General features: G+C 52.9%; 16 protein-coding genes. 4 read left to right on the top strand and 12 right to left on the bottom strand.

All coding sequences use genetic code 11. The features are described 5' to 3' along the window. Window positions 1-477: a nitroreductase family deazaflavin-dependent oxidoreductase gene (locus HS100_15870; protein MBE7435392.1), complete on the top strand. Its 477-nt coding sequence runs from the start codon at window positions 1-3 to the stop codon at window positions 475-477. Window positions 478-479: 2 nt separating this feature from the next. Further along, window positions 480-1,583, top strand: coding sequence for a saccharopine dehydrogenase NADP-binding domain-containing protein (locus tag HS100_15865; GenBank protein ID MBE7435391.1), 1,104 nt, complete (start codon window positions 480-482; stop codon window positions 1,581-1,583). Here the strand turns inward: HS100_15865 and murI are convergent. The 10 genes from murI to moaC all read right to left on the bottom strand — a co-directional run bounded on the left by murI (window position 1,552) and on the right by moaC (window position 7,759). Further along, entirely contained in the window at window positions 1,552-2,367 is an 816-nt protein-coding gene (gene murI, locus HS100_15860) for a glutamate racemase (protein ID MBE7435390.1), read from the bottom strand. The two genes, HS100_15865 and murI, sit on opposite strands and share 32 nt — an antisense overlap. A gap of 43 nt (window positions 2,368-2,410) precedes the next feature. Continuing rightward, window positions 2,411-3,121: a gamma-glutamyl-gamma-aminobutyrate hydrolase family protein gene (locus HS100_15855; GenBank protein MBE7435389.1), complete on the bottom strand. Its 711-nt coding sequence runs from the start codon at window positions 3,119-3,121 to the stop codon at window positions 2,411-2,413. Window positions 3,122-3,227: 106 nt separating this feature from the next. Then, on the bottom strand, window positions 3,228-3,575 hold the full coding sequence (gene rplS / locus HS100_15850) for a 50S ribosomal protein L19 (protein ID MBE7435388.1): 348 nt from the start codon (window positions 3,573-3,575) through the stop codon (window positions 3,228-3,230). Between the two features lie 87 nt (window positions 3,576-3,662). Beyond that, on the bottom strand, window positions 3,663-4,901 hold the full coding sequence (fabF, locus tag HS100_15845) for a beta-ketoacyl-ACP synthase II (GenBank protein MBE7435387.1): 1,239 nt from the start codon (window positions 4,899-4,901) through the stop codon (window positions 3,663-3,665). A gap of 112 nt (window positions 4,902-5,013) precedes the next feature. Further along, on the bottom strand, window positions 5,014-5,538 hold the full coding sequence (locus HS100_15840; protein MBE7435386.1) for a GNAT family N-acetyltransferase: 525 nt from the start codon (window positions 5,536-5,538) through the stop codon (window positions 5,014-5,016). Further along, window positions 5,538-6,101, bottom strand: coding sequence for a GNAT family N-acetyltransferase (locus tag HS100_15835; GenBank protein ID MBE7435385.1), 564 nt, complete (start codon window positions 6,099-6,101; stop codon window positions 5,538-5,540). The genes HS100_15840 and HS100_15835 overlap by 1 nt, the downstream gene beginning before the upstream one ends. 37 nt (window positions 6,102-6,138) lie before the next feature. Beyond that, a complete protein-coding gene (locus HS100_15830) occupies window positions 6,139-6,606 on the bottom strand; it encodes a molybdenum cofactor biosynthesis protein MoaE (GenBank protein ID MBE7435384.1) in 468 nt (155 codons plus the stop codon). Window positions 6,607-6,615: 9 nt separating this feature from the next. Beyond that, window positions 6,616-6,873: a molybdopterin converting factor subunit 1 gene (gene moaD / locus HS100_15825; protein MBE7435383.1), complete on the bottom strand. Its 258-nt coding sequence runs from the start codon at window positions 6,871-6,873 to the stop codon at window positions 6,616-6,618. Between the two features lie 27 nt (window positions 6,874-6,900). Next, on the bottom strand, window positions 6,901-7,269 hold the full coding sequence (locus HS100_15820; protein MBE7435382.1) for a cupin domain-containing protein: 369 nt from the start codon (window positions 7,267-7,269) through the stop codon (window positions 6,901-6,903). Window positions 7,270-7,282: 13 nt separating this feature from the next. After that, the gene (moaC, locus tag HS100_15815; protein MBE7435381.1) at window positions 7,283-7,759 is read right to left on the bottom strand and encodes a cyclic pyranopterin monophosphate synthase MoaC; all 477 of its coding nucleotides are present in this window, start codon (window positions 7,757-7,759) and stop codon (window positions 7,283-7,285) included. Window positions 7,760-7,807: 48 nt separating this feature from the next. Between moaC and HS100_15810 the strand changes: the two genes are divergently transcribed. Both HS100_15810 and HS100_15805 read left to right on the top strand, forming a co-directional pair. Further along, window positions 7,808-8,581 carry a segregation/condensation protein A gene (locus tag HS100_15810; GenBank protein ID MBE7435380.1) on the top strand — a complete coding sequence of 258 codons (774 nt, stop codon included), beginning with the start codon at window positions 7,808-7,810 and terminating at the stop codon, window positions 8,579-8,581. Window positions 8,582-8,794: 213 nt separating this feature from the next. Further along, complete coding sequence (locus HS100_15805) at window positions 8,795-9,157, top strand: hypothetical protein (protein MBE7435379.1); 363 nt, start codon at window positions 8,795-8,797, stop codon at window positions 9,155-9,157. Window positions 9,158-9,383: 226 nt separating this feature from the next. On the opposite strand, the gene HS100_15800 is transcribed toward HS100_15805, so the two are convergent. Together HS100_15800 and malQ are read right to left on the bottom strand one after the other, a co-directional pair. Continuing rightward, entirely contained in the window at window positions 9,384-10,667 is a 1,284-nt protein-coding gene (locus HS100_15800) for an FAD-dependent oxidoreductase (protein ID MBE7435378.1), read from the bottom strand. Window positions 10,668-10,837: 170 nt separating this feature from the next. Then, window positions 10,838-12,343, bottom strand: a complete 1,506-nt coding sequence (malQ, locus tag HS100_15795; GenBank protein MBE7435377.1) for a 4-alpha-glucanotransferase — start codon at window positions 12,341-12,343, stop codon at window positions 10,838-10,840. Window positions 12,344-12,382 lie beyond the last annotated feature (39 nt).

The following is a 12,382-nucleotide window of genomic DNA, read 5'->3' as shown; positions in this document are numbered from 1 at the left end:
ATGCTCGATAAGCGCCCCAATGCCTTGTTGAAGTTCTTCTTCAAAATCCCGCTTTTCATGCACAAGATCGGCTTGGGCGGCTGGGAAAAAACCATCGGGGCTGAATGGATGCTGATCTCAACCATAGGCCGGAAAACCGGCAAACGCCGCGAGGCAATGGTGGATGTGATGGATTACGATCAGGCCGCCGACACGTATTACATCGAAGCCGCTTATGGTTCCCGTGCCGATTGGTTGAAAAACATCAAGGTCAACCCTGTCTTCGGTGCTCAGGTCGGCAGGAGAAGGTTCAAAGCGCAGGCGCGGGAACTAAACCCGGCGGATACCGGCGAAATGCTCGTCCGCTTCTTTCGGCGCAAACCTGCCTACACCCGATCCGTCATGACAATGGTCGGCATGAAGTTCAAAAACGAAGATGAATTGAGAGAGATGGGGAAAAACCTTACCCTGCTGGCCGTCAAGTCGGAAAAAGGATAACCATGGCAAACATATTGATTTTGGGTGGCTACGGATACACAGGGAAATTACTAGCCAAACACCTGCTTACATATACAGACGCAAACATCATCGTATCCGGACGCAATTTGGATAAAGCCCAATCCTTCATGGAAGAATTGAACGATCCGCGCACATCGGCCAGACAGGCAGACGCAGCCGACTACAAAAACTTGACCGAGGCGCTTCAAGGCGTGAACTTGTGTTTGGTCGCCGCCCCGACCTCTCACCACGCCGATACGGTCATCCGCGCCTGTATCGACGCGCATGTGGATTATCTCGATGTGCAATTCGCAACGAATAAACTAAAAGCTCTGTTTGCCGCGGAAGAGGAAATCAAAAAAGCGGGGTTGTGTTTCATCACAGAAGCCGGCTATCACCCCGGGCTCCCTGCCGCGCTCATCCGTTACGCGGCGTCCAAACTCGACATCTTCGAATCTGCGGTCACGGCGGGATATCTCAATATGAAAGATATCCCTTATTCCGAGGCGGTGGACGAACTGATGGAGGCATTCCTTGACTACCAGGCTCAAATCTACATCAACGGCGCATGGACAAAACCCACTTCATGGAACATGCGGGATTTCGATTTCGGCAAAGCCATAGGCAAACGCGCATGCTACTCGATGTTTTTCGAGGAACTGCGCAAAATTCCGCAGATGTTCCCGACCCTGAAAGAAACCGGGTTTTACATTTCAGGCGCGAATTGGCTATCCGACCTCGTGGTCACCCCGATTGTATTTCTTGGCTTGAAGTTCGCGCCGAAACGCGGCATCCGTCCGCTTGGGAAACTGATGTGGTGGGCAATGGGAAAATCGAAACCCCCGTATCTTGTCGCATTGAAGGTGGAGGGAAAAGGACAAAAAGATGGCAGACAAATGCAGGTCGATATTCAAGTCTCCCACCCCGATGGATATGAATTAACCGCCATTCCTGTTGTCGCCTATTTGCGCCAATATCTCGACGGGTCAGCCCGCCCTGTTGGCGTTCACATGATGGGTCATGTTGCCGATCCCATCCGCCTGTTCATGGATTTGCAAATGATGGGCGTGGCTGTTATCGAATCCTGTGATCGGTCTCCCACGTGACCGTTTCGACATCGGCTTCGACCCCGAGCAATATTCTCAAATTGGATTTAAACTTATCCGCCTCTCCCGATGTGACAAAACGGACTCCCCCCCCGTGCTTGTTTTCCGCGCCTCGCGCTTCGAGCAGACGTTTCACCTGTCTCGCCACTGCGGGGGCCGGGTCAATCACCCGCACATTTTCCCCCACGATCTCTTTGATCAATGGAATGACAAACGGATAATGCGTGCATCCCAACACAACGGTATCGATGTCTTTTTCCTGCATGGGGTGTAAGGCATTCTCTAAGATCCTCCTGGTTTCATCCCCGCTCAAATTCCCGTTCTCGATCTGCTGGACCAATCCATTGCAAGTGTCTTGATAGAGTTCAACGCCGTTCGCAAATCTCTCCACGACGGATGCATATAGGGCACCTTGAAATGTGGCGGGTGTTGCCAGTACTCCTACTTTGCCCGTCAGGGTCTTTTCCGCCGCAGGTTTGACCGCGGGCTCCATGCCCACGAATTGCACGTCCGGGAAATTCTGGCGCAAAATATTCAGCGCGGCCGCAGATGCCGTATTACACGCAACGACGACGATCTTGGATTCCCGCCCCAGTAAATATCGCGTTATCCCTTCGGAGAATGACTGGATCTGCTCCATCGGGCGTGGACCGTACGGGACGTGCCCCTGATCGCCGAGGTAGATAATATTTTCAAAAGGCATCGACGCCCTGATTTCGCGCAGGACGGATAGACCTCCTACTCCGGAATCGAAGATACCGATCGGGTGTTCAAATGTTGACATCGTGGTGGGATTAAAATGGAATTTGTTGCTTACGAGCGGCGAATCACTTCTTTGATGCATCCACAAACGACTTGAACAGCCTGCGCATGACAGGCTGATCCGTGAGCCATTCGGGGTGCCATTGAACTCCCATCGCGTAGGGATGGCTCGGCAATTCCACGGCTTCGATCATGCCGTCCGGCGCGTGACCAACCACCTTTAAGTCCGAGGCGACGTCCTTCAATCCCTGGTGATGCAGACTGTTGACTTGAAGCAGATTCTCGCCGAAGATCTCCGCCATGCGCGACGCTTCATCGATGTTGACCGGATGAGCGATGGTCGTGAATTCATCCTGGTCATGGTTCAGCAGCGTGGTGAACTGGTCGGGAATGTGAGTGTAAAGCGATCCGCCCAACGCCACATTCATCACTTGCACACCGCGGCAAATCGCCAGAAATGGTTTGCCGTCTTCGACGGATTGCTTGAGCAATGAAAGTTCCGTCGTATCGCGAAAGTCATCCACATCGGCGATCCTGGGATGATCTTCGCCGGAAAAATATTTAATGGCGAGATCGCCCCCGCCCGAGAACAATACGCCTTGCAGCCGCGAGTACAAATCATCCCTGTCGCCTTCCTCAAGGATGACCGGAATCAAAATGGGAATCCCGCCGCCCTGTGCCACTGCGCGGATATAGGTATGCTGGACACCGGAAATCGGCCTGCCGTAATCGTTCTTTCCGTTGAACGTTGTAATACCGATCAAAGGCTTTGCCACATCGTCCTCCAATTTTTCATCCCCACAAGGATACCACAGCCAAATTCCCGCCTTGCAGATGAAACAAAAAAACTCCGATGATCATTTCATCGGAGTTCGGGGAAGATCAGGAAAACTTTTCCTTGATGCGCGCGCCCTTGCCGGTGCGCTCACGCATGTAATACAACTGTGCGCGGCGGACCTTGCCGTGGCGCTCGACCACGATCCTGTCCACGCGCGGCGAGCGGAGCAAAAACGTGCGCTCCACGCCGATGCCGTTCGACGCCATGCGCCTCACGGTCACGGTCGCGTTGTTGCCGCTGTTTCGCAGGCGGATCACCATACCCTTGAATTCCTGGATGCGTTCGCGATCGCCTTCCTTGATCTTGACGTGTACGCTTACCGTATCGCCCGCGGATAATTGCGGAACATTCTCGTTATTCTTCGCCTCGACGGCTTTGATCAGGTCTGCCATTTCCGTTCTTCCTTACTTTTATGATTGAGTGTCCAAGTGACGCGAGGGCGGATTATAGCACGGCTTTTCCCAATCCACAAGAAAAAATCAGGCGTATTTTCGGACCGCCAGCACCGCATTATGACCGCCGAATCCGAAGGCATTGCTGATGGCGAGCGAGATCTTCGCCTCACGCGCCTGATTCGGTATGTAATCCAGGTCGCATTCCGGGTCGGGGGTTTCATAGTGGATGGTTGGCGGCAGGATCCCTTCACGGATCGCCTGCACACAAAAGACCGCTTCCAACGCCCCCGTCGCACCCATCATGTGCCCGGTCATCGATTTTGTGGAGGAAATCGGGACTTTGTAAGCCATATCGCCAAACGCCGCCTTGATCGCGCGCGTCTCCGACTGGTCGTTCAGCGGCGTCCCCGTGCCATGCGCGTTGATATAACCAACCTCATCGACGTTTGCTTTGGCAGAATCCAACGCCATCTTCATCGCAGCCGCGCCCCCGGCGCCGTGTTCGTGTGGAGCCGTGACATGGAATGCATCCGCCGTCGCTCCGTACCCAGCCATTTCAGCCAGGATAATCGCGCCTCTCGCCTTTGCATCCGCTTCGCGTTCAAGGACCAACACCGCCGCGCCCTCGCCCATCACCAATCCGTCGCGGTTCTTGTCGAACGGCTGCGGCGTCATCGAAAAATCGTCGTTGCGGCGAGACATGGCACCCACGCGGTCGAACGCGGCAACGCATGTGGTTGTGATCGGCGCCTCGGAAGCTCCCGCCAGCGCGATGTCGATCATGCCGGTTCGGAGCATCATTAAAGCCGTTCCGATTCCATCCGCACCAGAAGCGCAAGCCGAAGCGACCGAAAAGCACGGACCCTTGATCCCAAACTCGATCGCCGACATCCCCGCAGCGCCGTTCGCCATCAGCATGGGAATCATAAACGGGCTCACTTTGCGGGGTCCTTCGGTGTAATTGGTCAGGATGGAGTCTTGAAGCGTTTGCAATCCGCCGATCGCTGAAGAAATGATGATGCCTATCCGTCCTGCATTTGCCTCTGTGATCTCCAAACCAGAATGAGCCAATGCCTCTTTCGATGCCGCCACCGCCATCTGCTCGAAGCGGTCGCGACGGCGCGCTTCCTTCGCATCCATGAAATTTTCCGGTTTGAAATTCCTTGCCTCAGCCGCGATCCGCACTGGAAGCGAAGACGGATCGAACAGCACGATCGGTCCAACGCCCGATACTCCGGCAATGGCGTTCGACCAGGATTCCTTCACGTTCAACCCCAGCGGACTTACAGTCCCCATCCCTGTAATCACGATACGTTCCTGCATTGCGCCTCCGAAAAGAGATAAATGTAGCGATAATATAAACACAGAATGATCGAATTCGTGACGCTACCGCCTCTTCCCCGTGCCATAACTGGATCAGCCTCCATTCGCCCCACTACGCCGGAAATTTATTCAAGTCCCGCCACCCATAAGCGACCTCAATCAGCGGTTCACCGCCGATCTCGATCGACCTTTCCGCCAGATACGAACCGCCCAGCTGCTCGTAAAATCCGCGCGATGGATTATCTTTCAAGACCCAGACCATCATGGACTCCCATCCCAGATCGCGCATCCCTTTTACCACTTCATAAACAAGTTCTTTACCAGTTCCTTGTTTTTGAGCATTTCGCAATACATAGATCGCGAACAGTTCGCCATCGAATCCAAATGAGATATCCTGAGGCGGGCCGTAATTGGCAAACCCGGCGACCTGACCGTTCGTTTCCGCCACGAATGCACGGCGGTACGGATGACTCTCATCTGAAAGCGAATTCACCCATTGTTCCGTCCGGCGTTTAACTGAGAGGCTGTTCAAAACTTCATCAGACACGATCCCCCGATATGCCTCTCTCCACGCCGTCACGTGGACAACGGCAATGGCAGGAGCGTCTTCGAGCACGGCCTTGCGAATCTTAACCATCAGCAATTTCGAAAAGTGGCTTTAGCCCGCCATTCGCGTTGAAGAAGCCCGTAGAAATATTCGCTTCGATATTCCTTGCCCTCCATGAAACTTTCCACAAATTGCGCTTCGCGGCGGAATCCGAGTTTCTCCAGTGTCTTCCACGAACCGACATTCTCCGTATCGCAATCTGCAACGACGCGGTGCATATCCACGTCTTCGAAGAGGTAATCAAGCAGGGCGGTCATGGCTTCGGTGGCAAATCCGTTTTTCTGAAAAGCATAGGCGACCGTAAATCCCACCGAGCATTGGCGTGCATCATTCTCCTTTACGCCGAACACCACATCCCCGATCAATTCGCCCGTCTCTTTTAGCTCGAGCGCAAGTTGCAGCCACTCCCCCTGCCGGGGCGTGTGGATATCTTGCATTTCGCGAATCAATGCCTCGCCTTTCTCGCGAGAGTAAGGTAAAGACCAGCTCTGAAATTTTGCCACTTGCGGATCGTTGCGATATGCCCAAAATGCCTCCAGGTCGGAGGCATTGAAATTTCGGATGAGAAGGCGGTGGGTATGAAGGAACATCATTTATCAGCATTTCGCAGAACAAGCCTATTGATTTGTTTTACTCTCCCGGCTTCGGGATGTAATCACCCTCGACCCATTCCTGCCCGTTCGGTCCGACCTCCTTTTTCCAAATAGGCACGATCTCTTTGAGGCGGTCGATGCCATAACGCGCAGCATCGAACACCCCTGTGTCGCGATGGGCGGCAGTACAGGCGATGAGGACGGTCGGTGTTTTCGGGTAGAGTTTGCCGATGCGCTGTACAACGGCGATGCCTTCCACAACGGGCCATTTCTCGCGAATTTCGTCGGCAACTTGCTTCATTTTAGCTTCTGCCATAGGGACATAAGATTCGTATTCGAGGTATTCGGTCTCATGGGCGTCGCCGCGAGACGTCACACCCCGCACCATGCCTGTAAAGATCGCCGCTGCCCCCGTGGACGGGAGCGTGATCCTGTCGAGCAAATCATTCAAGTCGATCTCGGATTCGGTGACGGAGTAAATCGTTGGGAATTTTGAAGGTTGCATGGTCGCAGGTTAACCGCCGCTGACGGGTGGGAAGAGGGCTATTTCCGCATTTGAGGGAATGATGGCTTCATCGAACGCATACTCGCGGTCAATGGTAATCAGGACGGATTTCATTGACTCTTTCAAATTGGGATAATCTGCGCCGAGTTTTTGTTTCAATTGCAGGATCGTCATATCGTCCGGGATGTCCATTTCCAATGATCTTGTCCCGGCGCGGTCACGGATGGTGGCAAAGAAAAGGAGTTTGATATGGTTCTTGGTTTCCATGGTTATCAGGTTGTAGGTTGAAGAGCATCATATCCAGATGTTATTTGGGGCGGTCAGCGATGTGTCCTTTGCATCGCCTGTGTTGACCGTGCCGGCAGGTTCGATCAAAAGGATATGACATTCCTGCTCTGCGGCAGGTTTGTGTTCGATCCCTTTCGGCACGACGAACATTTCCCCCTCATGAAGCGAAACCCTGCCGTCACGAAAGAGGATGTCAAGACGCCCTTCGACAACGATGAAAACCTCATCCGTCTCGGGGTGTTCGTGCCAGATAAATTCTCCCTGCATTTTGGCAAGCTTGAAAAGATAGTCGTTCATTTGTGCGATGATCTTGGGCGACCAGCGCTCGGTAAACTTTGAAAACTTTTCTTTTAGATTTATGGGGCTGTAATCCATTTCCAATACCAATTTACTCATTGACCAGATCACCGCTCGCGCCGCCATGCTTTTCGATAAGCCGGATATTTTGTATCTTCATTGTTTTTTCGGTGGCTTTCGCCATGTCGTAAACGGTAAGTGCAGCGACAGAAACTGCGGTGAGTGCTTCCATCTCGACGCCGGTTTTACCGGTCACTTTGGCGGTGGCAGTGATGACCACCCCCGGGAGCGAGTCGTCGAGCTCGAGATCGACGTCAACTTTGGAAAGAGGCAAAGGATGACATAAGGGAATCAGGTCCGAGGTCCGCTTGGAGGCGGTGATGCCCGCAATTTGCGCCACGGTCAATACATCGCCCTTCTTTATCTGACCGGCGCGGATCAAGCCCAGCGTCGCTTTGGTCATGTGGACTTCTCCGCGGGCAACGGCAATCCGATCCGAGTCGGGCTTGCGGCTGACATCCACCATTCTGGCGCGACCATGGTCATCGAGATGGGTTAGTTTGGACATGGCAAGGATTATACACTGCCGTTATTGGAATGATATAATTCGCCCGCCATGGACGGGTTTCTCGGGAATCAACTTCGCAGTTATAAGGTTCAGACTTCTGTTTACGAAGGTCCGCTTGACCTGTTGTTGAGTTTGATCGAACGCGCCGAGTTGGATATTACGGCGGTGTCGCTTGCTTCGGTGACCGATCAATATCTCGCGCATCTGCAGGGATTGGAACGCATGATCCCCGATGAGATATCGGCATTTCTGGTGATTGCGGCGAAGCTGGTGCAGATCAAGTCTGAGGCGCTCCTGCCGCGGCCGCCCGAACGCGAACCCGGTGAAGAAGACCCGGGCGAATCGCTTGTGGAGCAGTTGAAGTTATACAAACGCTACAAGGAAATCGCTTCGTGGCTGGAAGAAAGACAGTCGAACAACCTGCGGACGTTTTTGCGCGTCGCACCGCCACCCAAAGTGGAACCGAAGCTCGATCTCTCGAACCTTACATTGGAAAAACTTTTGACAGCAGCGGAATCGGCCTTTGCTAAAAGCAGACAAAAAGAACCGCTCGGGACGATCATCACCCCGCCCAGGGTCACAATTCGCGAAAAGATTGATCTAATAACAAGGACTTTGAAGAACATTCAGCGCATGACCTTCAGCGGTCTGATCACGGAAAAAGCAACCCGCGTGGAAATTGTCGTAACCTTTCTTGCTTTGTTGGAGTTGGTCAAGCGCTACCGCGTGACGGCAAAGCAGGAAGTATTATTTGGCGATATCGAATTTGAAAGAAGCGAGGAATGGGCGGATGACGAGGAGATCGAGATAGAGTTTGAATAATAGCAGTTATCAATTAAACAGTAATCAGTGACGGGCGAGGCCAGGGCGGTGCGTCTGTTTTTTTATTGGCTGCCCAGACAATAATCAATTCCCAAAAAGGAAAGTATTTGAGTTTTCTGATAGGGTTGGGAAGGGCGAGGCTGGGATAATTAGGCGGCAATTGAAAAATGACTGGATAATTTTCAGAACAATCTTGTAACAATAAGGAGAAATATGAAATCCAATAAATCAACCTATGGATGGGCTATCGCCGCTGCGCTTGCCGCAGTCCTCATGCTTATCTGGCTCAGCCTCGGAGTCGGCATTATCGGAGCAGATGGCGACTCTGCCAACCTGATGTACTTCGGAGTGATCGCTGCGGGGATCATCGGCTCATTGTTCGCACGTTTCCAGCCCCATGGGATGTCCCGCGTGTTGATCGTCATGGCGGTCATTCAGACCTTGATCGCCGTTATTGCAATCGTTGCTAAATTGGGCTACCCGTTCAGCGGCGCATTGGAACTTTCACTATTGAATGGATTCTTCATTGCACTCTTCCTCGGGTCAGCCTGGCTGTTTCATCGTGCTGCGGTATAGCATTGAAATTCTTCACACATACAACAATATTCAGGGTAACTTTAATAGCTTAATGCTTTTAGGCCTCATACCGAGCGAAGCTTAGCATCTCTCCGATTGTCTCAGAGACCCTTCGGGGCGCCATCAGCGCCGCTCAAGGTGACAATTTGTAAGGTGATTTATGTTACTCCGAATAAAAAATCCTCTCTTTGAATGAAGAGGATTTTTATCAATTGCGGGTCTCGTCTTATAACTCTTCCGCCGCCCTCAATCCTGACAAATACGCTCCATGCACCGTGCTCGGATATTCGCGCGATGTTGCCTCGCCCGCGAAGAATAAAACCTCCCCCACAGGTTCGGCGAGCGTATCGTAATCATCACCACTTGCAAAAGGCGGGATGTGCGAATACGCGCCGAATGAAAACGGATCTTTGCCCCAGCGTGTGATCAAAACGCCTTCGGGTTCAGGAATATCATCGCCAAACATCACGCGCAACGTATGCATTGCGCCTTTCGTAATTTCATCGTCACGCAGTTCTTCGAGCGCAAAGCCCTTATCGCCGCCGTGGAACGCCATTAAAACTGGCTCGCCCGTGAACGGCACAAAACTAAACCAATCGCACCACTCGCCCAACTCCTCACCCACATAACTGATCGTCTCCACATCCTCGCCCCAAAAGGGCGCAGGAAATTTCAAATAGACTTTATTGAGGACTCCCATTCCGAGTCGCTCGATCGATTCCCGCTTTGATTCAGGAAGCGGCGGCTCGAACTTGACCGATGCCTGTCTCAACACCCCAAGCGGAAACGTCACCACAGCCTTATCTGCCACATAATTCCCCCCAGACGTTTCCACCTCCACCCCATCCGCGCCATAGCGGACAATTTTCACCACCGTCCCCAAGCAGATATTCAAGCCTTTTGCGAGACCATCTGAGATCTGGTTGTACCCGCCTGGGAAGATGACTTCCTCGCCGCCGAACTCCTCACCCTGATCCCACCACCATGCTGAGAGGTCTTTTGCGTCGGCGCCGTATTCCAAAGCCGTCACCAAATGGATGTAAAAATTTAATCGGCGCAAGTCTGCTTCAGAATATTCGCTGTCAGAGAGGAACTGATCCAAAACCGCTTGCAACGGCTTGTCTGTATCGCTCATGATCGATCTCTCAACGACCCTTTCGTACAGCTCATCGAACAAGGCTTCCATACGTTCGAATTCATCTTCCGGCAATTCGCTCCCGTCTGCCGCAAACATGATGCCGCTCTCCTCGTCTGTCGGAGCGGTCTTCGTCCCAAACTGTTTAGCCAGCTTCGCAATGGGATTCCCATCTACACCGTGAATCCACGAAGCGCCCAAATCCAAGGGAAGCCCAAGGGATGAATCGGTCCACAACCGCCCGCCGATTCGATCCCGCGCTTCGAGGATGATGACACTGCGCCCCTGTTCCATCAAAGCACGGGCAGCGGCGAGACCGGCTATACCTGCACCCAACACAAGCACGTCTGCGTGGGTGGGCAAGTGGTCGGTCATACCTTCCTCCTCAGTTGAGACGACTCCGCAAGAAACAGCCATCGCAGATGCCACCCCAATGGATGCGACTTTCAAGAAATCCCGGCGTGAAAATTTCGGTGAATATTTATCCGTTCTCATCAATATAACCTCGAGATTGAATTCCAAGCAGTCAAGCCCCCATGTGCCTCCTATCTCAGCGTCATCCAGTTCAAATCCTTCAATCTCTGCGCCAAATCTTCGCGTAAATCTGCCTCGGACATCCGCCATTCCCAATTCCCACCGAGTCTGCTGGGGAAGTTCATGCGGGCGGAGCCATCACAACTTAGCACATCCTGCATGGGAGCAACTGCAAAGACTGCAACGGATTTCCACACGCCACGGATGAGGTCCCAGGCGAAGTCGCGGCCGTCCACGCCAAGATAGCGGAGCGCGAAATCCTTTTCTTTCTCAGATGCGGTCGCGAACCATCCCATCGCCGTATCATTATCATGCGTGCCTGTATAAGCGACGCAGTTCGGCACGTAGTTGTGCGGCAGGAAGGGATTCTCCGGTCCGCTAAAGGCGAATTGCAAGACTTTCATGCCGGGCAGATGAAACGCATCGAGCAATTCAATGACATCCGGTGTGATGAGTCCCAGGTCTTCGGCAACGATGGGCAGACCGGTTCCAGGGACGATAATTCCGTTGCCAAGGTCTTCGTCGATAGCTTTGAACAAATCCTTGCCGGGACCGGGAACCCAGCGTCCGTGTTCGGCGGTGGTGTGCGAAGCGGGTATTTCGTAATAGCCCGCAAATCCGCGGAAGTGGTCGAAGCGTAAGATATCGACAGTGCCCAGCGCAAACCGGACCCGCGACAACCACCACTTGTAACCGTCCCTTTGATGAACATCCCAGTTGTAAAGCGGATTCCCCCACAGTTGACCGGTGGTTGAGAAAAGGTCTGGCGGCACGCCTGCCACGACGGTGGGACTCCCGCTCTCGTCGAGATAGAACAATTCAGGATTTGCCCACACGTCAGCGGAGTCGTAGGCGACAAAGATGGGGATATCGCCCATGATCTGAATCCCTTTTTCATTGGCGTATTTGCGGAGTTTGCTCCACTGACGGAAAAACAGGAATTGATAGAAGGAATATTGCTCGATTGATTCAGCGAGTTCTTTCTTTGCTTTATCGAGAGCGGATTTTTTTCCTGAACGCAGGTTCGAATCCCAGCCGTTCCATGCGCCGCCGCCGTTCGCCTCTTTCAGGGACATGAATAAGGAGAAATCGTCCAACCAGAAGGCATTCTCGGCGCAAAAATAGGTAAACTCGTTTCGTAATGCTTCGGGGTTGATCTTGAAGCGCTGATAAGCCGTCAGCAATAGATTCAGCTTTTTCGGTATGATCAGGCCGAAATCAACGCGAGAGGCGGGCAGGTCCTTCATCGAATCCAGGTCAGTTTGAGTCAACAATCCGTCTTCGAACATGGCATCCGGGCTGATGATATAGGGATTCCCCGCGAAAGCAGAGAAACACTGATAAGGCGAATCGCCATACCCGGTGGGACCGAGAGGAAGAATCTGCCAAAGTTTGCAGCCGGTGGATGCAAGCCAATCGATGAACCGAAAGGCTTGCGGGCCAAGGTCGCCAATGCCAAATGGACCGGGCAGGCTTGTCGGATGAAGCAGGATTCCTGAGGAGCGTTTGAAAGTCATTGATATTCCATCGTCTATGAAATTATTCAAAACCATGCG

The sequence above is a fragment of the Anaerolineales bacterium genome (genome assembly GCA_015075725.1).
In the GTDB taxonomy this organism is placed as follows: Bacteria; Chloroflexota; Anaerolineae; order Anaerolineales; family Villigracilaceae; genus Villigracilis.
This window is presented reverse-complemented; position numbering and strand designations above follow the sequence as displayed.

What these genes read in the sequence shown, in the direction of transcription:
- HS100_15870 (MBE7435392.1), top strand. Translation starts at nt 1, where the DNA reads ATGCTCGATAAGCGCCCCAATGCCTTGTTGAAGTTCTTCTTCAAAATC.
- HS100_15865 (MBE7435391.1), top strand. Translation starts at nt 480, where the DNA reads ATGGCAAACATATTGATTTTGGGTGGCTACGGATACACAGGGAAATTA.
- murI (MBE7435390.1), bottom strand. Translation starts at nt 2,367, where the DNA reads ATGTCAACATTTGAACACCCGATCGGTATCTTCGATTCCGGAGTAGGA.
- rplS (MBE7435388.1), bottom strand. Translation starts at nt 3,575, where the DNA reads ATGGCAGACCTGATCAAAGCCGTCGAGGCGAAGAATAACGAGAATGTT.
- fabF (MBE7435387.1), bottom strand. Translation starts at nt 4,901, where the DNA reads ATGCAGGAACGTATCGTGATTACAGGGATGGGGACTGTAAGTCCGCTG.
- HS100_15840 (MBE7435386.1), bottom strand. Translation starts at nt 5,538, where the DNA reads ATGGTTAAGATTCGCAAGGCCGTGCTCGAAGACGCTCCTGCCATTGCC.
- HS100_15835 (MBE7435385.1), bottom strand. Translation starts at nt 6,101, where the DNA reads ATGATGTTCCTTCATACCCACCGCCTTCTCATCCGAAATTTCAATGCC.
- HS100_15830 (MBE7435384.1), bottom strand. Translation starts at nt 6,606, where the DNA reads ATGCAACCTTCAAAATTCCCAACGATTTACTCCGTCACCGAATCCGAG.
- moaD (MBE7435383.1), bottom strand. Translation starts at nt 6,873, where the DNA reads ATGGAAACCAAGAACCATATCAAACTCCTTTTCTTTGCCACCATCCGT.
- HS100_15820 (MBE7435382.1), bottom strand. Translation starts at nt 7,269, where the DNA reads ATGGATTACAGCCCCATAAATCTAAAAGAAAAGTTTTCAAAGTTTACC.
- moaC (MBE7435381.1), bottom strand. Translation starts at nt 7,759, where the DNA reads ATGTCCAAACTAACCCATCTCGATGACCATGGTCGCGCCAGAATGGTG.
- HS100_15810 (MBE7435380.1), top strand. Translation starts at nt 7,808, where the DNA reads ATGGACGGGTTTCTCGGGAATCAACTTCGCAGTTATAAGGTTCAGACT.
- HS100_15805 (MBE7435379.1), top strand. Translation starts at nt 8,795, where the DNA reads ATGAAATCCAATAAATCAACCTATGGATGGGCTATCGCCGCTGCGCTT.
- HS100_15800 (MBE7435378.1), bottom strand. Translation starts at nt 10,667, where the DNA reads ATGACCGACCACTTGCCCACCCACGCAGACGTGCTTGTGTTGGGTGCA.
- malQ (MBE7435377.1), bottom strand. Translation starts at nt 12,343, where the DNA reads ATGACTTTCAAACGCTCCTCAGGAATCCTGCTTCATCCGACAAGCCTG.